This window comes from Sphingomonas sp. M6A6_1c (assembly GCF_053345135.1).
The window spans coordinates 281,908-302,250 of the sequence record NZ_JBKEZO010000002.1 but is presented as its reverse complement, the minus strand read 5'-3'; the positions used below and the strand labels follow the sequence as shown (position 1 = coordinate 302,250).

At 68.2% G+C, this 20,343-nt stretch carries 22 protein-coding genes; 13 read left to right on the top strand and 9 right to left on the bottom strand.

Annotation, left to right across the window (positions count from 1 at the left end; translation table 11 throughout):
* Positions 1-4: 4 nt before the first annotated feature.
* A complete protein-coding gene (locus ACLBWH_RS04470; RefSeq protein WP_447797066.1) occupies positions 5-2,050 on the bottom strand; it encodes an NAD(+) synthase in 2,046 nt (681 codons plus the stop codon).
* A gap of 171 nt (positions 2,051-2,221) precedes the next feature.
* On the opposite strand from ACLBWH_RS04470, the gene ACLBWH_RS04465 reads away from it, so the two are divergent.
* From ACLBWH_RS04465 to ACLBWH_RS04430, 8 genes are all read left to right on the top strand, one after another.
* Positions 2,222-2,569, top strand: coding sequence for an ArsC family reductase (locus tag ACLBWH_RS04465; protein ID WP_447797065.1), 348 nt, complete (start codon positions 2,222-2,224; stop codon positions 2,567-2,569).
* Positions 2,570-2,661: 92 nt separating this feature from the next.
* The gene (panB, locus tag ACLBWH_RS04460) at positions 2,662-3,537 is read left to right on the top strand and encodes a 3-methyl-2-oxobutanoate hydroxymethyltransferase (protein WP_447797063.1); all 876 of its coding nucleotides are present in this window, start codon (positions 2,662-2,664) and stop codon (positions 3,535-3,537) included.
* A gap of 306 nt (positions 3,538-3,843) precedes the next feature.
* Positions 3,844-4,599 (top strand): tetratricopeptide repeat protein, encoded by a 756-nt coding sequence (locus tag ACLBWH_RS04455; protein ID WP_447797061.1) that lies wholly within the window; start codon positions 3,844-3,846, stop codon positions 4,597-4,599.
* Positions 4,596-5,921, top strand: coding sequence for an outer membrane protein assembly factor BamB family protein (locus ACLBWH_RS04450; RefSeq protein WP_322847497.1), 1,326 nt, complete (start codon positions 4,596-4,598; stop codon positions 5,919-5,921). Before ACLBWH_RS04455 ends, ACLBWH_RS04450 begins: the two co-directional genes overlap by 4 nt.
* Before the next feature lie 215 nt (positions 5,922-6,136).
* Positions 6,137-7,510, top strand: a complete 1,374-nt coding sequence (gene der / locus ACLBWH_RS04445; protein ID WP_447797059.1) for a ribosome biogenesis GTPase Der — start codon at positions 6,137-6,139, stop codon at positions 7,508-7,510.
* Positions 7,511-7,624: 114 nt separating this feature from the next.
* The gene (locus ACLBWH_RS04440; protein ID WP_322848040.1) at positions 7,625-8,017 is read left to right on the top strand and encodes an Hpt domain-containing protein; all 393 of its coding nucleotides are present in this window, start codon (positions 7,625-7,627) and stop codon (positions 8,015-8,017) included.
* 510 nt (positions 8,018-8,527) lie between these two features.
* Positions 8,528-9,175: a peptidylprolyl isomerase gene (locus ACLBWH_RS04435; protein WP_447797057.1), complete on the top strand. Its 648-nt coding sequence runs from the start codon at positions 8,528-8,530 to the stop codon at positions 9,173-9,175.
* 71 nt (positions 9,176-9,246) lie between these two features.
* Positions 9,247-9,645 carry a glycine zipper 2TM domain-containing protein gene (locus ACLBWH_RS04430; RefSeq protein ID WP_447797055.1) on the top strand — a complete coding sequence of 133 codons (399 nt, stop codon included), beginning with the start codon at positions 9,247-9,249 and terminating at the stop codon, positions 9,643-9,645.
* A 51-nt stretch (positions 9,646-9,696) separates the two neighbouring features.
* Here the strand turns inward: ACLBWH_RS04430 and bfr are convergent, their stop codons facing one another.
* The 3 genes from bfr to purL all read right to left on the bottom strand — a co-directional run bounded on the left by bfr (position 9,697) and on the right by purL (position 12,983).
* Positions 9,697-10,212 (bottom strand): bacterioferritin, encoded by a 516-nt coding sequence (gene bfr, locus ACLBWH_RS04425; RefSeq protein WP_322848041.1) that lies wholly within the window; start codon positions 10,210-10,212, stop codon positions 9,697-9,699.
* A 109-nt stretch (positions 10,213-10,321) separates the two neighbouring features.
* The gene (locus tag ACLBWH_RS04420; RefSeq protein ID WP_081974359.1) at positions 10,322-10,492 is read right to left on the bottom strand and encodes a (2Fe-2S)-binding protein; all 171 of its coding nucleotides are present in this window, start codon (positions 10,490-10,492) and stop codon (positions 10,322-10,324) included.
* Between the two features lie 271 nt (positions 10,493-10,763).
* Positions 10,764-12,983: a phosphoribosylformylglycinamidine synthase subunit PurL gene (purL, locus tag ACLBWH_RS04415; RefSeq protein ID WP_322847501.1), complete on the bottom strand. Its 2,220-nt coding sequence runs from the start codon at positions 12,981-12,983 to the stop codon at positions 10,764-10,766.
* A 103-nt stretch (positions 12,984-13,086) separates the two neighbouring features.
* On the opposite strand from purL, the gene ACLBWH_RS04410 reads away from it, so the two are divergent.
* The gene (locus ACLBWH_RS04410) at positions 13,087-13,395 is read left to right on the top strand and encodes a polyhydroxyalkanoic acid system family protein (protein WP_322847502.1); all 309 of its coding nucleotides are present in this window, start codon (positions 13,087-13,089) and stop codon (positions 13,393-13,395) included.
* Positions 13,396-13,522: 127 nt separating this feature from the next.
* Here the strand turns inward: ACLBWH_RS04410 and fghA are convergent, their stop codons facing one another.
* Genes fghA through ACLBWH_RS04395 form a run of 3 tightly spaced genes read right to left on the bottom strand, consistent with a single transcriptional unit; the run spans position 13,523 to position 15,885 of the window.
* The gene (gene fghA / locus ACLBWH_RS04405; protein WP_447797052.1) at positions 13,523-14,359 is read right to left on the bottom strand and encodes an S-formylglutathione hydrolase; all 837 of its coding nucleotides are present in this window, start codon (positions 14,357-14,359) and stop codon (positions 13,523-13,525) included.
* Between the two features lie 3 nt (positions 14,360-14,362).
* Positions 14,363-14,746 carry a VOC family protein gene (locus tag ACLBWH_RS04400; RefSeq protein WP_447797050.1) on the bottom strand — a complete coding sequence of 128 codons (384 nt, stop codon included), beginning with the start codon at positions 14,744-14,746 and terminating at the stop codon, positions 14,363-14,365.
* 32 nt (positions 14,747-14,778) lie between these two features.
* Entirely contained in the window at positions 14,779-15,885 is a 1,107-nt protein-coding gene (locus tag ACLBWH_RS04395; protein WP_447797048.1) for an S-(hydroxymethyl)glutathione dehydrogenase/class III alcohol dehydrogenase, read from the bottom strand.
* Between the two features lie 136 nt (positions 15,886-16,021).
* On the opposite strand from ACLBWH_RS04395, the gene ACLBWH_RS04390 reads away from it, so the two are divergent.
* The 4 genes from ACLBWH_RS04390 (at position 16,022) to ACLBWH_RS04375 (ending at position 19,047) form a co-directional block, all read left to right on the top strand.
* Positions 16,022-16,675, top strand: coding sequence for a PepSY-associated TM helix domain-containing protein (locus ACLBWH_RS04390; RefSeq protein ID WP_447797047.1), 654 nt, complete (start codon positions 16,022-16,024; stop codon positions 16,673-16,675).
* 62 nt (positions 16,676-16,737) lie between these two features.
* A complete protein-coding gene (locus ACLBWH_RS04385; protein WP_038661005.1) occupies positions 16,738-17,217 on the top strand; it encodes a DUF2271 domain-containing protein in 480 nt (159 codons plus the stop codon).
* A 14-nt stretch (positions 17,218-17,231) separates the two neighbouring features.
* Positions 17,232-18,071, top strand: coding sequence for a DUF4198 domain-containing protein (locus ACLBWH_RS04380; protein ID WP_447797046.1), 840 nt, complete (start codon positions 17,232-17,234; stop codon positions 18,069-18,071).
* A gap of 10 nt (positions 18,072-18,081) precedes the next feature.
* Positions 18,082-19,047 carry an FAD:protein FMN transferase gene (locus ACLBWH_RS04375; protein ID WP_447797044.1) on the top strand — a complete coding sequence of 322 codons (966 nt, stop codon included), beginning with the start codon at positions 18,082-18,084 and terminating at the stop codon, positions 19,045-19,047.
* A gap of 177 nt (positions 19,048-19,224) precedes the next feature.
* Here the strand turns inward: ACLBWH_RS04375 and ACLBWH_RS04370 are convergent, their stop codons facing one another.
* A complete protein-coding gene (locus ACLBWH_RS04370) occupies positions 19,225-19,869 on the bottom strand; it encodes a histidine phosphotransferase family protein (protein WP_322847510.1) in 645 nt (214 codons plus the stop codon).
* Entirely contained in the window at positions 19,870-20,328 is a 459-nt protein-coding gene (locus ACLBWH_RS04365; RefSeq protein ID WP_447797041.1) for a M67 family metallopeptidase, read from the bottom strand.
* Between the last annotated feature and the right edge of the window lie 15 nt (positions 20,329-20,343).

Sequence of the window (20,343 nt, the reverse complement as noted above, 5' to 3'; positions counted from 1 at the left end):
GATTCTATGGAACGTTTCGGCGCAACTCGTCGAGCCAGACGGCCGCCGTGCCGTCCGAAGGGGCGCGCCAGTCGCCGCGCGGGCTCAATGCGCCCCCGCCGGAAACCTTTGGTCCGTTGGGGATAGCGGAGCGTTTGAACTGGCTGAGCTGGAAGAAACGGACGACGAACCGCTCCAGCCAATGTTTGATCGTCGGCAGATCGTAGGCGGTGCGCGCCTCGGCCGGAAAGTCCGCCGGCCAATGCCCGGCCGCCGCGTCGCGCCACGCGTGCCACGCGAGGAACGCGACCTTCGACGGCGCGAGGCCGTGGCGGACGACGTAATGCGCGAAGAAGTCGTTGAGCGGATAGGGGCCGATCATCGACTCGGTGCTCTGCATCGTGCCGTCGGCCCCGGCCGGGACCAGTTCGGGCGAGATTTCCTGGCCGAGGATCGTCGACAGCATTCGATTGGTGCCCTCGTCATATTGGCCGGTGCGGATGCACCAGCGGATCAAGAACTGGATCAGCGTCTTGGGCACGCCGCTGTTGACCGCATAATGGCTCATCTGGTCGCCGACGCCATAGGTGCACCAGCCCAGCGCCAGCTCGCTGAGGTCGCCGGTGCCGAGCACGATGCCACCGCGCTGGTTGGCGAGGCGGAACAGATAATCGGTGCGCAGGCCCGCCTGCACGTTCTCGAAGGTGACGTCGTAGACCGCCTCGCCGTTCGCGAAGGGGTGGCCCATGTCGGCGAGCATCTGGCGCGCGGCGGGGCGGATGTCGATCTCGTCGGCGGTGCAGCCCAGAGCGCGCATCAGCGCCCAGGCGTTGCTTTTGGTCGCGTCGCCGGTGGCGAAGCCGGGCATGGTGAAGCCGAGGATGTCGGCGCGCGGCCGGCCGAGCCGGTCCATCGCCTTCGCCGCGACGATCAGCGCATGCGTCGAATCGAGCCCGCCGGAAACGCCGATGACCAGAGTCTTCGATCTTGTGGCGGCGAGCCGCTTCGACAGCGCCTCGACCTGGATGTTGAAGGCTTCGTAGCAATCCTCGTCGCGGCGACCGGGATCGTTGGGGACGAAGGGAAAGCGGCGGATCGGGCGTTCGAGGCCGATATCGGCGAGACTCGGTTGATGCGCGAAGCCGATGCGGCGGACGCGCGTCTCGGGATGACCGGCGGCGATCGCGGCATCGTTGAACGTGCCGTTGCGCAGCCGCTCCTGGACGATCCGTTCGAGATCGACGTCGGCGACGGCGAGCTCGGGCGCCTGCACGAAGCGCTTCGATTCGACCATGAGGTCGCCGCATTCGTAGACGAAGCCCTGACCGTCCCACGCGACATCGGTGGTGCTCTCGCCCGGTCCGGCGGCGGAATAGACATAAGCGGAGGACGTGCGCGCCGATTGCGCGGCGGCGAGCAGCATCCGCTCGCGGCCCTTGCCGATGACGATGTTGGAGGCGCTGAGGTTGCAGCAGATCGTCGCGCCGGCGAGCGCGCCGCCGGTCGAGGGCGGGGTGGGCGCCCAATAATCCTCGCAGATCTCGGCATGGACGACGAAGCCGGGCAGATCGTCCGCGGCGAAGATCAGATCGGTGCCGAACGGCACGTCCTCCTCGCCGAGGCGGATCGTCAGGCCGTGCAGGCCGAGGCCGGAAGCGAACCAGCGCTTTTCGTAATATTCGCGGTAATTGGGCAGGAAGGTCTTCGGCACGACGCCGAGGATGCGGCCGCGGTGGAGCGCCACCGCGCTATTGTAGAGCCGGCCGTTGCGGACGAGCGCGGCACCGACGAGCAGCAGCGGCGCGAGGCCGGCGGTCTGGTCGGCGACGGCGCGGACGGCGCGTTCGCTGGCGCGCTGCTGCGCCGATTGCAGGTGGAGATCGTCGATCGCGTAGGAGGTGAGGTTGAGCTCCGGAAAGACGACGAGATCGACGCCGCGATCATGCGCCTCGCTCGCCATGGCGACGGTCGCGGCGACGTTGGCGGCGACGTCGCCGACACTGGCGAGCGGCGTCGCCGCCGCGACGCGTGCGAACTGGTGGCGATGGATCGAGGGGAAGGCGTCGGTCATGAGGCGGTGGTAGCCGTGATGGCGGGCAGGTTCTAGCCGTGCAACGAGCGGGTTGGATGATCCCGTGGCGATGCGGAGGGTCCTGCGGGGATGACAATCCGGGATGACGATTGCGGCAGCGCGGCAGCGCGGCGGCGTGGCGCCAGGGTCCCGGCGTGGTAAGGGCGCGGCATGGGCATGATCGTTTATGGCATCCGCAATTGCGACACGGTGAAGAAGGCGCGTGGCTGGCTGGACGGGGCCGGGATCGCGTATGATTTCCACGACTATAAGACGCAGGGCGTCGATCGGGCGCGGCTGGCGGGTTGGGTGGAGCGGCTCGGCTGGGAGGGGCTGCTCAACCGGGCGGGGACGACGTTCCGCACGCTGCCCGAGGCGGACAGGGCCGATCTCGATACGGCGCGGGCGGTGGCGCTGATGGTCGCGCAGCCGTCGATGATCAAGCGGCCGGTGGTCGAGGCGGGGGACGCGCTGCTCGTCGGGTTCAAGCCGGCGGAGTGGGCGCAGACGCTGCGGTAAACCCGACGTCCCGCCGGCCATGGTCGCCGGCTATCGAAGGCCGCCGCTCGTCCGCTCTGGATCGCGTCCCCGCCGCGCGGTACAGCCGCGCGATGTCCACCACCTACACGATCGATACCGCGACCAGCCGCGCCAATCCCACCCCGGCGCCGCGCAAGCGGCTGACCGTGCCGGCGATCCGCCGGCGCAAGTCGAGCCGGGAGGGCGGCGGCGCGCCGCTGGTGATGCTCACCGCTTATACCGTCCGCACCGCGCAATTGCTCGATCCGCATTGCGACATGCTGCTGGTCGGCGACAGCCTGGGGCAGGTGATCTACGGCCTGCCGTCGACGGTGCCGGTGACGCTCGAGATGATGGCGGCGCATGGCGCGGCGGTGGTGCGCGGCAGCTATCAGGCCGTGGTCGTCATCGACATGCCGTTCGGCAGCTACGAAGCCTCGCCGCAGCAGGCGTTCGAGAGCGCCGCCTTCCTGCTCAAGCAGACCGGCGCGGCGGCGGTGAAGCTGGAGGGCGGCGAGGCGATGGCGCCGACGGTGCGCTTCCTCGGCGAGCGCGGCATCCCGGTGATGGGCCATGTCGGGCTGACGCCGCAGGCGGTCAACGTGCTCGGCGGCTATGGCGCCCGCGGCAAGAGCGAGGCGGAGGCGGCGAAGATCGTCGCCGACGCCACCGCCATCGCCGAGGCGGGCGCCTTCGCGGTGGTGATCGAGGGCGTGATGGAGCCGATCGCGATCCGCATCACGCAGACGATCGCCTGTCCGACGATCGGCATCGGCGCGTCGGCGCAATGCGACGGGCAGGTGCTGGTGGCGGAGGACATGCTCGGCCTGTTCGAACGCACCGCGCGCTTCGTGAAACGCTACGAGGACATGGCGGGGCGGATCTCCGCCGCCGCCGAAGCCTATGCCGGCGAAGTGCGCTCGCGTGCCTTTCCGGGACCGGAGCAGATCTATCCCGCGAAGGATTAGGTTGGATCGACATCCATTGGCGCGGTGACTTCAATACCTTGGGTCCGTCACCCCGGACTTGATCCGGGGTCCCGCTATGTCCTTCGAGGATGCCGATCGGGAAGAAGCGGGACCCCGGGTCGAGCCCGGGGTGACGGAAGAGCAGCGCATCCGCGACCATCATCGTTCCGAATCGGCGAGGATAGTGAATGTCGATCCCGCCTGGGGAAAGGGCGCCCTCAACCCGCCACATTTCCCGTGCTTTCGTTTCGCCGACGTCGCCGCTAAGAGTGCGCGCCACTTCCTCTGTCTGTTCCGGAGCCCTCCTTGGCCCTCACGCCGCAAAACAACCAAGCGTTCCTGCGCGAAGTCGACGACGAGCTGCGCCGCGACCAGTTGACCAGCTTCTGGGAGCGCTACGGCCGCTGGACGATCGCGGCGATCGTGGTGGCGCTCGCGGCCTTCGCCGGATTCCTCTACTGGCAGCACCGCCGGACCGAGGCGGCGGGCGTCGAGGGCGAGCAATTGCAGGCGGCCTATGACGCGCTCGGCGCGGGTCAGGCCGATCAGGCGAACAAGGCGCTCGCGCCGATCGCCGGATCGGGCCGCGAGGGCTATCGCGCGCTGGCGCTGATGACGCAGGCCGACATCCTGCTCGGCAAGAAGCAGGACAAGGCCGCCGCCGCGCTCTTCGCCAAGATCGCCGCCGACGCCAGCCTCGCGCAGCCGTTCCGCGACATCGCGCTGATCCGCCAGACCACCGCCGAATTCGACACGCTGAAGCCGCAGGTCGTCATCGAGCGGCTGCGGCCGCTCGCGGTGCCGGGCAACGCCTATTTCGGCAGCGCCGGCGAGCTGGTCGCGATCGCCTATCTCGACAGCGGTCGCAAGGACCTCGCCGGCCGGCTGTTCGGCCAGCTCGCGCAGAGCGACACCGTCCCCGACTCGATCCGTCAACGCGCGGTTCAGATGGCCGGCACGATGGGTGTCGACACCGCGGGTGCCGACGGCGGCGCGAACGTGCGCATCGTCTCCCCCGCCAGCGCGGCCGCGGCACAATCGAAGGAAGCACCTGCGCAATGACGACCAGATATCGGGCCTCGGTGGCCGTGGCCGCGCTGATCGCGCTGTCTTCCTGCGGCATCTTCAAGGGCGGCGCCAAGAAGACCCCGACGGTCGGCGAGCGCGTGCCGATCCTCGCCTCCGAAAACGCGATCGAGGCGGACAGCACGATCGCCGACATCCAGGTGACGTTGCCTGCGGCGGCACCGAACGACGCCTGGACGCAGCCAGGCGGCAATGCCGCCAAGTCGATGGGCCATCTCGCGCTTGCCGAGGCGCCGTCGCGCGCGTGGCAGTCGTCGATCGCCGGCGGCTCGAACCGCGAGCGGCTCGGCGCGTCGCCGGTCGTCGCCGACAACAAATTGTTCGTCGTCGACGTCGCGGCGCAGGTCCATGCCTTCGCCGCCGACACCGGTGCGAAATTGTGGGATGCCTCGGTCAGCAGCGGCGACGAGAATCGCCCGGCGCGCTTCGGCGGCGGGGCGAGCTACGACGAGGGCCGCGTCTTCGCGGCCGACGGCGTCGGCGATGTCGTCGCGCTCAACGCCGCGGACGGCAAGGAAATCTGGCGCGCCAAGCCGGGCGGGCCGCTGCGCGGCGCGCCGACCGTCGCCAACGGCTCGGTCTATGTGCTGAGCCAGGACAATCAGATCTTCGCGCTCGATCAGAGCGACGGCAAGGTCCAATGGGCGCAGTCGGGCACGCTGGAGACGCAGGGCGTGTTCGGCGTCGCGGCGCCCGCCGCCAGCCAGGGCACGGTGGTCGCCGGTTTCTCGAGCGGCGAGCTCAACGCCTATCGCTATGAGAACGGCCGCGTGCTGTGGGGCGACGCGCTGTCGCGCACGTCGATCACCACCTCGGTGTCGAGCCTGTCGGACATCGACGCCGCGCCGGTGATCGACAACGGCCGCGTCTTCGCGGTCGGGCAGGGCGGCCGCATGGTCAGCCTCGACCTGTCGACCGGCCAGCGGCTGTGGGAGCAGAATTTCGCCGGCATCTCGACGCCGTGGATCGCGGGCGAATGGCTGTTCGTCGTCACCGACGATGCGCGGCTGGTGTGCCTGGCGCGGTCGAACGGCAAGGCGCGCTGGATCGCGCAATTGCAGCGGTTCAAGAACGCCAAGAAGAACAAGGGACCGCAGGTCACCTGGTTCGGCCCGGTGCTGGCGGGCGGCCGGCTGGTGCTGACCAATTCGCTCGGGCAGGTGGTGTTCGCCTCGCCGACCGACGGCAGCATCGCGACGACGATCGAGGCGAAGGACAGCTTCGCGCTGCCGCCGATCGTGGTGAAGTCGACGCTCTACACGCTGGGGCAATCGGGCAAGATCACCGCCTATCGGTAACCGTGCATTCCTCCCCCGCAAGGGGGAGGTGGCAGCGCGAAGCGCTGACGGAGGGGGAGGAAAGGGCGGAAGCTTCGTCGCCTGCCTCCCGCCCTTTCCTCCCCCTCCACCACTCGGCTGACGCCGAGCGGTCCCCCTCCCCCTGGCGGGGGAGGACTTGCGGCCCGTGCCGGGGAGGATTGGTATTTCCCGCCACCTCTTCTAAGAGCCGGGGCATGTCCCGTATTCCTACCGTCGCGATCGTCGGCCGTCCCAACGTCGGCAAGTCGACGCTGTTCAACCGTCTGGTCGGCAAGAAACTCGCGCTCGTCGACGATCGCCCCGGCGTCACCCGCGACCGGCGCGAGGGCGATGCGCATCTGATCGGCCTCGACTTCCGCGTCATCGACACCGCGGGTTATGAGGATCATGACGCGCAGACCTTGCCCGGCCGGATGCGGATGCAGACCGAGGCGGCGATCGGCCAGGCGGACGTGGCGCTGTTCCTGTTCGATGCGCGCGCCGGGATCGTGCCGCTCGACGAGGAGATCGGCCGCTGGCTGCGCTCCTCGACCACGCCGGTGATCCTCGCCGCCAACAAGGCGGAGGGCAAGGCGGGCGAACAGGGTATCCTCGAATCGCTCAGCCTCGGCTTCGGCGATCCGGTGCAATTGTCCGCCGAGCATGGCGAGGGCATGGGCGATCTGTTCGACGCGCTGCTGCCGCATATCGAAAAGGCGCTCGCGGAGATCCCCGAGGAGGAGGACGACGATCGTCCCGATGCGCCGCTCAAGCTCGCCATCGTCGGCCGGCCGAATGCGGGCAAATCGACGCTGATCAACCGCATGCTCGGCGAGGATCGGATGATCACCGGGCCGGAGGCGGGGATCACCCGCGATTCGATCGCGGTCGACTGGATGTGGCACGATCCCAAGGGCGAACCGCGCCCCGTCCGGCTGATCGACACCGCCGGTATGCGCAAGCGCGCCAAGGTGCAGGACAAGCTGGAGAAGATGTCGGTCGCCGACGCCTTGCACGCGGTCGACTTCGCCGAGGTCGTCGTGCTGCTGCTCGATGCGACATTGGGGCTGGAGGCGCAGGATCTGCGCATCGCCGACAAGGTGCTCGAAGAGGGGCGGGCGATCGTCATCGCGCTCAACAAATGGGACGTGGCGGAAAACGCCTCGTCGCTGTTCAACGGCGTCAAGCGCGCGCTGGAGGACGGCCTGTCGCAGGTGAAGGGCGTCACCGTGATGACCGTGTCCGCGGCGACCGGCAAGGGCATCGACCAGTTGATGCAGGCGGCGTTCGACACGCGCGAGGCGTGGTCGAAGCGCGTCGGCACCGGCGAGATGAACCGCTGGTTCGAACGCGCGATCGAGGCCAATCCGCCGCCCGCGCCCGGCGGCAAGCGGATCAAGATGCGCTATGTCACGCAGGTGAAGACCCGGCCGCCGAGCTTCGTGGTGTTCGGCACGCGCGTCGACCAGCTGCCGGCAAGCTACGAACGCTATCTGATCAATTCGATGCGCAAGGAGCTGGGCTTCGGCGCCGTGCCCGTCCGCATGACCTTCCGCGCGCCGAAGAACCCGTTCGACAACAAGGAATAACCGGCGAGACTTGGCAACGTCGTGTTTACCGCTTGGGCTTAGGATCGCCGGCGAACCGATGTGGGATGTCCCCACGGCCGAGGGGAGAAGGCAGTGTCGTTCGTAGGCAGCACATTGGTGGACTGGGCCGTCTTCGCGCAGGCGCGCAGCGAGCTCGGCGCCGGTTTCGTGCGCATCCTCGGCTACTTCCGCGAAGACGGCGTCAAGTCGGTGGTCGCGATCGAACAGGCGATGCGCAGCAGCAGCGCCGCCGCGATGGTCATCCCCGCCCACACGCTGAAAGGCGAGGCGCGCCAGTTCGGCGCCGAGCCGCTGGCGACGTTGGCCGAATCGATCGAGGAACTCGCCCGCGGCTGCGTCGAGCGCCAGGACACCTGCGAAGAGGCGCTGGAGCTGGTCGTGCAATTGCGCCCGCTGTTCTTCGAAACGCTCGGCCTGCTCGAACGCGAAGCCAACCCGCTGGTCCCGCGCCGGCCGGTGCCGGGGGGATTCGGGCGGAAGGTCTGAAGAGGGCGGTCGACGCTTGGATGTTCCGAGCCGATCGGAACTCGCCTTATTCGACGCGGAAACTCTGGTTGAACCCCGTCGTGCTCGTCGATCGCGCCAACTTCCTCGTCGCATCTGACCACATAGATACGCAGTCCCGACGGATAGATCCGGTTGATTTCAGAAAAAGGTACCGCGGGGGAGAGTCCGTAGGCCGCTACGCTCGATCCCCCGCGTCCCGAAACGTGCCGGTGCCGGTTTTACCGGCTGGCTCCGCTCCGTATATTTCGTTGACGGCGCGTTCTGGGCAAGGATCGAATACCCCAGTCCGGTGCCAAAAAAAAGGCCGGTCTTGCGACCGGCCGAAAAGTTTTTAGGAGAGGATGCCTGAAAGGCACGGTCTTTGTGCATCGCAGCACGGTTCGCTGCAATTGCAAAAGGCGCAATCACGCTTTCGTTAAGGACAATCGTAAATCGTGCGGCTGTTCGTAGCGGTTGTGCAGGCGACGCGATCGGCATAGCGGGGGCGGCATGCGTTTGCCCCGGATCCTGCTTGCAACCCTTGGTCTATCCACCGCTACGCCGGCGGCGGCGCCGCGCGAGCCGGCCATCGTCCGGGTGCGGCTCGACACGCCATATGGGCCGATCGTGCTGGCGCTGGATGCACGCCACGCACCGCGGACTGTCGCCAATTTCATGGGCTATGTCGACGACGGGCGGTTCGACGGGATGAGCTTCTACCGGTCCGCTCGCAACCGCAGCGCGCCGACCTATGGCTTCATCCAGGGTGGTATCCGCACCGATGCGCGGCGCATCCTGCCGCCGTTCCCGCTGGAGACGACCGCGATGACCGGGCTGCGTCATGTCGACGGTACGATCTCGATGGCGCGGCGGGCCGATGCGGGGTCGGCCGGCGGCAATTTCTTCATCACCGTCGGCGCGATGCCGAGCATGGACGCCAAGGGCGACTATCCCGGCTATGCCGCGTTCGGTCATGTCGTGTCGGGCATGCCGGTGGTGAAGCGCATCCTCGCGCTGCCGACCGGGGGCGGGATGGGCGGGCAGTTGCTGCTGAAGCCGATCCGGCTGGTCGCCGCGCGTCGGCTGACCGGCACGCCGCACCCGACGGGACTGGTCAAGCCATGGCTGGTCAAGACGAGTGATCGCAAACCAAATTGAGGCAGATCAAGGGGCTGGTGCAACCATTGCCCGCCGCCCCGGTTATCACGCTATCTTTCAGGAGAGCAGCGATGAAGACCGGATTTCTAGCCGTGCTGGCGACCGTGGCGATGGTGTCGCCGATCGCCATGGAGCCGGCCGCCGCGCAGCGCGGTGATCGCTATCAGGACCAGCGGCGCGACAATCGCTGGCAGGGCGACAATGACGGCAATTGGGACCCCGCCAATTCCTATCGCGACGGTCGCTATCGCGAGCGCCGCCTGGGTCGTGACGACCGGATCTACCGTGGTCGCGACGGCCGCGCCTATTGCAAGCGCAACGATGGCACGACGGGCCTAGTGGTCGGTGCGGTGGGTGGCGGCGTGCTCGGCAACCTCGTCGGCGGCGGGACGCTCGGTACGCTGCTCGGTGCGGGCGGCGGCGCGTTGCTCGGCCGGTCTGTCGATCGCGGCAAGGTCAAGTGCCGCTAAGCTGAACGTTCAACGGCCCCGCGATCACGCGGGGCCGTTTTGCTATGCGGATCAGCCGTTGAGGTGCGGTGCGGCGCCCGACTTGGGCGAATCGTGCTCGCTGATCGAATTGAGCTGCACGTAATTGTGTATGCCCATCCGCTCAATCATCTCGAACTGCCGCTCGAGCGTGTCGACATGCTCTTCCTCGCTGGCGAGGATGCGGGTGAACAGATCGCGGCTGATGAAGTCCTTGACCTCTTCGCAATAAGCGATCGCGCCCTTGAGCTGGACGACGGCCTCTTCCTCCATTGCGAGATCGGCGCGGAGGATCTCCTCCACCGTCTCGCCGATGCGCAGGCGGCCAAGCAGCTGGAAATTGGGCAGGCCGTCGAGGAAGAGGATGCGCTCCGACAGCCAGTCGGCGTGCTTCATCTCGTCGATCGACTCCATCCGCTCGTACTGGGCGAGCTTGTAGACGCCCCAATGGTCGAGGACGCGATAGTGCAGCCAATATTGGTTGATCGCGGTCAGCTCGTTCTTGAGCGCTTCGTTGAGATATTCGATGACCCGCGGGTCGCCCTTGATCGCCATATGTCCACCCTAGATAGTCCGTGTCGCGCACGATCTAGGCGTCGGATAGGCAAAGCCGCAAGGAAAAAACCGCAGAATTCTGCGGTTTTTTGCGATGCGAACGTCAGGCAGCAGCGCGTTCGGTGTCGATAATGGCTCTCGCTACCACGACGCACTGGCCGCATTTCGCCCGGCACCCCAGCGATTGATAGGCCTGACACGCCGTCTGGCAGCCGCTGCGTGCGGCGGCACGGACCTGGGATTCTCGTATGGCATTGCAAACGCAGACAACCATGGATGCTCCTCGCTTCGCCGCCTGTATGCGGATACTGCGAGGCGTTCGCAAGTGGATTTGCGACTAATTCGCAGTCGCTGACGCACGGTTCGTCGCATGCGCGAAAATCCTCCCCCGGCAAGGGGAGGGGGACCGTTCGGCGTTGGCCGAATGGTTGAGGGGGAGGACGGGTGGGAGCTCCATAACGGAAATCCCACCTGTCCTCCTCCTCCGTCGCGCCTTAAGCGCGCTACCTCCCCCTGGCGGGACCCTGGCGGGGGAGGTGCAGAGTTTATGCGAGCGCCGAATCGGCGCCCATCAGTTTCGGGAAGAAGCCTTCGTGTGCGCTGCGCAGCGCCTCGATCGTGACGACGTCGTCGCGGTCGGGGCGTTCGAAGATCAGGCGCTTGCCGCCGGTGCGGCCCAGCGGCTCGGCCTCGACGCCCGCGGCATGCGCGGCGCCGAGGAAGTCGAGCAGCGCGTGGTCGTGGACGGTGACGACGTAAACGCCCTGATCCTCGGCGAAGAAGGCGCGGGCGCAGTCGAACGGCTGCTTGCGGTCGATCATCGCGCCGATGTTGCCGGCAAGCGCCATCTCGGCGACCGTCACCGCGATGCCGCCGTCGGAGACGTCATGGACGGCCGACAATTGGCCATCGGCGATCGCGGTGCGGATCAGGTCGCCGGTCTTGCGCTCCGCCTCGAGATCGACCGGCGGCGGCGGGCCTTCCTCGCGGCCGTGGCATTCGCGCAGGTAGAGCGACTGGCCAAGATGGCCACCACGCTTGCCGACCGTCAGGATGATGTCGCCGGTGCCCTTGAAGGCGATCGTCGCGTTCTTGGTCCAGTCCTTGAGCAGACCGACGCCGCCGATCGCCGGGGTCGGCAGGATCGCGCTGCCGCCGCCGGTCGCCTTCGATTCGTTGTAGAGGCTGACGTTGCCCGAGACGATCGGGAAGTCGAGCGCGCGGCACGCCTGCGCCATGCCGTCGAGGCAACCGACGATCTGGCCCATGATCTCGGGCCGCTGCGGATTGGCGAAATTAAGGCAATTGGTGATCGCGAGCGGCGTCGCGCCGACCGCGGTCAGGTTGCGCCACGCCTCGGCGACCGCCTGCTTGCCGCCCTCGACGGGGTCGGCGAAGCAATAACGCGGGGTGCAATCGGTGGTGATCGCCAGCGCCTTGTCGGTGCCGTGGACGCGGACGACGGCGGAATCGCCGCCGGGGGCCTGCACCGTGTCGGCGCCGACCATGTGATCATATTGCTCCCAGATCCAGCGGCGGCTGGCGACGTCGGGCGAGCCCATCAGCGTCAGCAGGTCGGCGGCGATGTCCTTGCTCTGCGGTACGTTGGTCAGCGGCGCCGGCTTGGGCGTCGGCACGTGCGGACGGTCGTAGAGCGGCGCCTCGTCGGCGAGCGGGCCCAAGGGGATGTCGCAGACGGTCTCGCCCTTGAAGGTCAGCACCATGCGGCCGGTGTCGGTGACCCGGCCGATAACCGCGAAGTCGAGCTCCCATTTGCGGAAGATCGTCTCCGCCTCCGCCTCGCGGCCGGGCTTCAGGACCATCAGCATGCGCTCCTGCGATTCGGAGAGCATCATCTCGTACGGCGTCATGCCGGTTTCGCGCTGGGGGACGTCGTCCATCACCAGCTCGATGCCGACGCCGCCCTTCGACGCCATCTCGACGCTGGACGAGGTGAGGCCGGCGGCGCCCATGTCCTGGATCGCGACGATCACGTCGGTCGCCATCAGTTCGAGGCACGCCTCGATCAGCAGCTTTTCGGTGAAGGGGTCGCCGACCTGCACGGTCGGACGTTTGGCGTCGGCGTCCTCGCCGAAATCGGCCGACGCCATCGTCGCGCCGTGGATGCCGTCGCGACCGGTCTTGCTGCCGACGTAGACGATCGGATTGCCGATGCCGCTGGCGGCGGAATAGAAGATCTTGTCCTGATCGGCGACGCCGACGGTCATCGCGTTGACGAGGATGTTGCCGTCATAAGCGGGGTGGAAATTGACCTCGCCGCCCACCGTGGGAACGCCGACGCAATTGCCGTAGCCGCCGATGCCGTGGACGACGCCGGCGATCAGGTGGCGCATCTTGGGGTGCGTCGGCGAGCCGAAGCGCAGCGCGTTCATGTTCGCGACCGGCCGCGCGCCCATCGTGAAGACGTCGCGCAGGATGCCGCCGACGCCGGTCGCGGCGCCCTGATACGGTTCGATGTACGAGGGGTGGTTGTGGCTCTCCATCTTGAAGATGGCGGCCTGGCCGTCGCCGATGTCGATCACGCCGGCATTCTCGCCGGGGCCGCAGATCACCTGCGGGCCTTCGGTGGGGAGCTTCTTGAGATGGAGGCGGCTCGATTTATAGCTGCAATGCTCGGACCACATCACCGAGAAGATGCCGAGCTCGACGAGATTGGGCTCGCGGCCCAGCGCGTGGAGGACGCGCTCATATTCTTCCGTGGACAGGCCGTGGTCGGCGACGATCTGGGGCGTGATCTCGGTCATGCGCGCGCCTTAGCGGGACGGGGCGGGTTCGTCACCATCGCTGATCGGTTGACGCTGTACGGATGGGACGGGCAGGGCGCGCGGCAATTGCTTTCCGGAGACGATGATGGCCGCGATCCCGTTCGACATTCCCCACAGCCTCGGTCGCGAGGAAGCGCGGCGGCGGATCGAGGCGGGGCTGCCCAAGCTGGCGCAGCATATCCCCGGCGGCGGCACGGTCGATGCGGAATGGACCGGCCCGGATGCGCTGGCGCTGGCGATCGTCGCGATGGGGCAGAAGGTCGCCGTCGACATGGCGGTGGGCGAGGGCAACGTCAGCGGCACGGTGAAGGTGCCGATGATGCTGGCGATGATGTCCGGCCCGATCGCGGACTTTGTGAAGACCAGCGCGGAGAAGATGCTGAAGGGATAACCTTTCAACGCCGACATCGTCCTCACCCATCGCCGGCTTCGCCGTCTCTCCTTCTCCCGCCGGGAGAGGGAAGGGGCCCGCCCGGCGCAGCCGGGTGGGAAGGGTGAGGACGGGTTGCTTCGCTGCCTTACGTTAACCGTTCGGCGTGCCACGCGAGGTGGTCGGCCATGAAGGTCGAGATGAAGTAATAACTATGGTCGTAGCCCGGCTGCATCCGCAGCGTCAGGTCGATGCCCGCCGCCTCGCACGCATCGGCCAGCAGCTGCGGCTTGAGCTGGTCGGCGAGGAACTGGTCGGCATCACCCTGATCGACCAGCAGCGCGGGAACCCGCGCGCCGTCCTCAATCAGCGCGACGGCATCGTGGCGGCGCCACGCTGCCCGGTCGTCGCCGAGATAGCCGCCGAGTGCCTTCTCGCCCCACGGCACCTGCCCCGGGGCGACGATCGGCGCGAAGGCGGACACCGCCTTGAAGCGATCGGCGAGCGTCAGGCCGATGGTGAGCGCGCCGTGGCCGCCCATCGAATGGCCCATGATCGACTGGCGATCCATGTCGGCGGGGACATGCGTGGCGATCAGCGCCGGAAGCTCCTCGGTGACGTAGGACCACATGCGGAAATGCGCTGCCCAGGGTGCCTGCGTCGCGTCGACGTAGAAGCCCGCGCCTTGGCCGAAATCATAGGCAGGGTCGTCCGCGACGCCCTCGCCGCGCGGCGAGGTGTCGGGCGCGACGAAGATCAGCCCCAGCTCGGCGCAGGCGCGGCGATATTCGCCCTTGTCGGTGACGTTGGCGTGGGTGCAGGTCAGCCCGGAGAGATACCAGACGACCGGCAGCCTCTGCCCCTCCGCATGCGGTGGGACGTAGACCGAAAAGGTCATCGGCGTGCCGGTCGCGGTCGACGTGTGGCGGTAGACGCCCTGCGTGCCGCCGAAGGCCGCCGCGGTGGAGACGGTTTCGATCGTCATTGCTCAGGCCGCCATACGGTGCGCGGCGCACAATTTGTTGCCGGCGGGATCGCGGAGATAGGCGAGATAGAGCGGGCCGAACGGCGACGGACGCGGGCCCGGGGCCTCCTCGATCGCGGTGCCGCCGTGGGCGAGCCCGGCGGCATGCCATGCCTCAACCGCCTCCGGCGAGTCGGCGGCAAAGCCGACCGTGCCGCCATTGGCATGGCAGGCGGGCTCGCCGTTGATCGGGGTGCTCAGCAGCAGCCGGCCGCCGGCGTGCCGATAGGCGGTGCGGCCCTTGGGATCGCTGATCCCGGGCGCGACGCCGAGCGCGGCGAGCGTCGCGTCGTAGAAGGCTTTCGAGGCGGCCATGTCGTCGGTGCCGAGCATGATGTGGGAGAACATCGATTTGGTCCTTGTCGCGTCGAACGGGAGGGTCAGTAGATCACGACGCTGCGGATGCTTTCGCCGGCATGCATCAGGTCGAAGCCCTTGTTGATCTCGTCGAGCGTCAGCCGGTGGGTGATCATCGGGTCGATCTGGATCATCCCGTCCATATACCAGTCGACGATCTTGGGCGTGTCCGTCCGTCCGCGCGCGCCGCCGAACGCGGTGCCGCGCCAGTTGCGGCCGGTGACGAGCTGGAACGGGCGCGTGCTGATCTCCTTGCCCGCCTCGGCGACGCCGATCACGATCGACGTGCCCCAGCCACGGTGGCAGCATTCGAGCGCCTGACGCATCACGTCGGTGTTGCCGGTCGCGTCGAAGCTGTAATCGGCGCCGCCGTCGGTAAGCTGGACGATATGCGCGACGATGTCGCCGACCTGCTTGGGATTGGCGAAATGGGTCATGCCGAACTTGCGGCCCCATTCCTCGCGGTCGGGGTTGATGTCGACGCCGACGATCATCTTCGCACCGGCGAGCCGGGCGCCCTGAATGACGTTGAGGCCGATGCCGCCGAGGCCGAAGACGACGACGGTGTCGCCCGGCTGCACCTTCGCGGTGTGGACGACCGCGCCGACGCCGGTGGTGACGCCGCAGCCGACGTAGCAGCTCGTGTCGAACGGCGCGTCGGGGCGGATCTTGGCGACCGCGATCTCGGGCAGCACGGTGAAGTTCGAGAAGGTCGAACAGCCCATGTAATGGAAGATCGCCTGGCCCTTGTAGCTGAACCGGGTGGTGCCGTCGGGCATCAGGCCCTTGCCCTGCGTCGCGCGGATCGCGGTGCACAGATTGGTCTTCTGGCTGAGGCACGACTTACACTGGCGACATTCGGGCGTGTAGAGCGGGATCACGTGATCGCCGACCGCGACGCTGGTCACGCCCGCGCCGATCTCGCGGACGATGCCGGCGCCTTCGTGGCCGAGCACGCTGGGGAACAGCCCCTCGCTGTCGAGCCCGTCGAGCGTATAGGCGTCGGTGTGGCAAATGCCGGTCGCCATGATCTCGACCAGCACCTCGCCTGGCCTGGGGCCGTCGAGGTCGAGTTCGACGATTTCGAGCGGCTTCTTGGCTTCGAAGGCGACGGCGGCGCGGGTCTTCATGGGGCAGGCTCCGGTAATGCGTGCGCTGCGGTTACCGCTTGTCGGTGGGGCGGGGCAAGCGCCGGGCGCGTGCGTGCGGATGATAATCATTCGCAAGACAGTTGAAATACGCTGCTTTGCCCGCTAGCCGGGAGCGGTGAGCATCGTCCGATCCGTCTCCGCCGCTCCGGCGCGTCAGGCCAAGCGCAAATGGCGCGGCTGGTGGCTCAAGCAATTGCACACCTGGCATTGGATGAGCGCGGCGGTGTCGCTGGTCGGGATGCTGCTGTTCGCGGTCACCGGGATCACGCTCAACCATGCCGCATCGATCGGTGCGACGCCGGTGGTGACCGACAAAGCGGGCGTGCTGCCGCCGCCGTTGCTGCGCGACCTTAAGGCGCCGACGGCGGCCGACGCGGCCTTGCCGCCGCGCGTCGCGGCGGCGGTGGCGCGTGCGGTGGGGCTCGATGCGGCGGGCAAACCGGGCGAATGGTCGGACGGCGACGTCTATGTCGCGCTGCCGCGGCCCGGCGGCGACGCCTGGGTCAGCATCGACCGGACGAACGGCAAGATCACCGCCGAAGTGACCAGCCGCGGCTGGATCGCCTATCTCAACGACCTGCACAAAGGCCGCAACGCGGGCAGTGCGTGGGGCTGGTTCCTCGACGTGTTCGCAGGCGCCTGCATCCTGTTCACGCTGACCGGGCTGCTGCTGCTCCAGATGCACGGCAAGCACCGGCCGGCGACCTGGCCGATCGTCGCGCTCGGTGTGGTCGGTCCGGTCGTGCTGATCCTCGTCTTCATCCACTGATATTGTGACGCCGATACCGAAAGCACGGACGGGGAATGACTGATTTGAAAGGGGAACGAACCATGCGCCCAACGACCTTTGCCCTGCTGGGCGGCGTGATCGCCGCACCGGCGGGTGCCGCGACCGTCACCGTGACGATCCCCAAACAGGACGTCGCCGAATATCACCGGCCCTATGTCGCGATCTGGCTGGAGCCCGCCGGCGGCGGCGCGGCACGGACGGTGGCCTTGTGGTACGAGACCAAGAAGACCGGCAAGGACGCGGGCACCAAATATCTCGCCGATCTGCGCGCCTGGTGGCGCAAGGGCGGGCGGTCGATGACCGTCCCCGCCGACGGGATCAGCGGCGCGACGCGCGCACCGGGCCAATATAGCGTCAAGCTGCCCGACGGGCTGAAGCCCGGCGCCTATGTGCTCACCGTCGAGGCGGCGCGCGAAACCGGCGGGCGCGAGCTGGTGACGCTGCCGCTCACCGTTCCCAATCCCAGCGCGCGCGGCTCGGGCAAGACCGAACTCGGCGCCGTCACCGTGTCCGCCCGTTGAGAGGAGCGCCGATCATGAAGCCCTTCACCGTCCGCCTGCTCGCCGCCGCGGCGTTGCTCGCCACGCCGGCGATGCTGTCCGCGCATCGCATGTGGCTGCTGCCCTCGGGCACGGTCTTTTCCGGCACCGACAGCTGGGTGACGATCGACGCCGCGGTGTCGAACGATCTGTTCTTCTTCGATCACCAACCGCTGCGGCTCGACGGCATCAAGGTGTGGCAGCCCGACGGCACGCCCGGGCAGCTCCAGAATGGCGCGACCGGGCGTTATCGCTCGGTGTTCGACGTCCAGCTCGACAAGCCCGGGACGTGGAAGGTCGGCACCGCGATGGCGGGGGTGATGGGCAGCTTCAAGGTCGATGGCGTCGAGAAGCGCGTCGGCGGCCGCGGCGGCCCGCCGCGCCCCGGCCAGCCGGCACCGCTGACCGTCGCCGACATCCCGGCCAATGCGACCGACGTGACGCTGACCGAGACCTCGTCGCGCAACGAGGTGTTTCTGACCGCGGGCGCCCCGACGACGACGGTGTTCGCGCCGACCGGCAAGGGCCTGGAGTTTGCGCCGGTCACGCATCCGGACGAGCTGATCGCCGGCGAGGCGGCGAAGTTCCGCTTCCTGATCGACGGCAAGCCGGCGGCGGGGCTGAAGGTCACCGTCATCCCCGGCGGCAAGCGCTATCGCAACGACGAGAATGCGATGACGCTGACCACCGGCGCCGATGGCGTGGTCAGCGTCACCTGGCCGGCGGCGGGCATGTATTGGCTCAACGCCACCGCTACCGACGCCAGGACCACCACGCCGCGCGCGACCGAGCGGCGGATGAGCTATGTCACGACGCTGGAAGTGCTGACGCCGTGACGGCGGCGCGGTGAGGATCGCGCTTCCTGCGGCGATCTCCGCCGCGGCGGTGGCGGCGTGCGATCCGGCGGCGGCGGTGACCGACCTCGGCGGCGAGACGATGGGCACGCGGTGGAGCGTGCGCGCCGTCCCGCCGGCCGGGGTGGCGGCGATCGCGCTACGGACGGCGGTGGTCGCGCGGCTCGACACGATCGTCGCGGAGATGAGCCATTGGCTGCCCGCGTCGCTGCTGTCGCGCTTCAACCGCGCGCCGGCGGGAAGCGCCATGGTGCTGCCGCCCGACTTCGCCGAGGTGATGGCGCGCGGGCTGGCGATCGCCGAGGCGACCGGCGGCGCGTTCGATCCGGCGATCGGGCGGCTCGTCGATCTGTGGGGATTTGGGCCGGTACCAGCGGCGGCTGCGCCAGATGCGGCTGCGCTCGAAGCGGCGCGGGCGGCTTCCGGTTGGCGGCGGCTCGGCTGGAGCGCCGGCGACCGGCGATTGTCGCAGCCGGGCGGGGTGGCGCTCGACCTGTCGGGGATCGCCAAGGGCTTTGCGGTCGATGCGGTGGCGGCGACGCTGGCACGGCTCGGCGTCGGTCATGCGCTGGTCGAGATCGGCGGCGAACTGGTCGGGCGCGGGGTGCGGCCGGACGGCCAGCCGTGGTGGGTCGATCTGGAGACGCCGCCGGGGATCGATGTCGCGCCGCTGCGCATCGCGTTGCACGGCCTGGCGGTGGCGACGTCGGGGGATTATCGGCGCGGGCGGCATACGATCGACCCGCGGACCGGGCGGTCGACGGACAACGGTGTGGTGTCGGTGAGCGTGATCGCGGCGGATGCGCTGACCGCGGATGCCTGGGCGACCGCGCTGACCGTGCTCGGGCCGGATGCCGGCATCGCGCTGGCGACGCAGCAGGGCATCGCGGCGCGGATCGTCGTGGCGGCTGGGGGCGAAAGGCTAACGCCGGCGCTGGCGGCGATGCTGGCGGACTGATCGGGGTGGTTGGTTGTCGTGACTGTGTGTGCCCGCGAAAACGAGACCTCTGCGAAACGCCTTACGTACCCCGGCGAAGGCCGGGGTGCAGCCTTGATGTGTATCCGGTGGGCTTCCCGAGAGGTTTCGCCTTCGGGACGAGCGATGCCGCTACGGACGTGCAGCGGCCGCTCCCGCTTACTTCCCCCGGAACACCGCGCCGAAGATCATGATCGTCTCGGTAGGTTCGCTGATCTGGATCGTGCCGCCGGCCTGCGTCACCAGGCTGTGGACGAGATAGGCGGCGGCGGTGCGGGGGGTGACGCCCTCGGGGCCTTCGCCATGGTTGAGCGCGGTGCGCAATTCGGGGGCTAGGATGATGCGCGGCCCTTCGATCTTGACGACGATCTCGAGCTGGCCGTTGTTCTCTTCGCCGCCGACGTCGAGCGTGCCGCCGCGGACCAGCGATTCGCTGGCGATCAGCGTCAGGTTGAGCATGACTTTCAGCGCCGTCTTGGGCAGCGTCTCCGCCTCGACCCACCAGTTGAAGGTGGTGCGCTTGTTGTCGATCAACAGGCCCTCGATCGCCGCCTTCGCCTCGCGGCTGTCGACCTGTTCGCCGAAGCCGCCGGCGCCGCCGAAGGCCAAGCGGAAGAACTTGAGTTTGTTGGCGGAGGCGCGGGCGCTCTCGCTGAGCAACTGGAAGACGCGGGCGCGCATCTCCTCGTCGGTCTCGTCGGTCAGCAGCTCCAGCCCGTTGTTGAGCGCGCCGACCGGCGAGAGCAGGTCATGGCACAGCCGCGAGCAGAGCAGGCTGGCGAAATCGACCGGACTGACGGACATTCAGGTTCCTCGAAAAAGCGATGACCGATGTGGCCGAGCCGGCTCCGCTGCGCAAGGGTCGTCGCCGAGCGCGACGGGATCGAACCGTCCCTCCACGGCACCGCCGGCGCCCGCGCGCCAGCCGCGCAGCCTTCCACCCGCGGCGATCAGCCACAGCGTGCCGTCGGGCGCAGCGCTCGCCGCGTCGCGCGGCGAGGGGCGGGGGTCGCCGTTGGGGTGCGAATGGTAATGACCGACGATCGCCGGCCCGCCGCTGCGCGACGCACGATGCGCGGCGATCAGCGCGGCGGGATCGATCTCGAACCAGCGCGCCGGATCGGCCGCGACGTTGCGGCACGGCCGGATCGCGGTGATCGTGGTCGCGCTGCCGAACAGCAGCCCGCACACTTCCACATCCGGCGTGGCGGCGGCTGCGCGCAATATCTGTCCGACAAGATCGCTTGTAATCATCACCGTCATGCCCACATCCCTAAG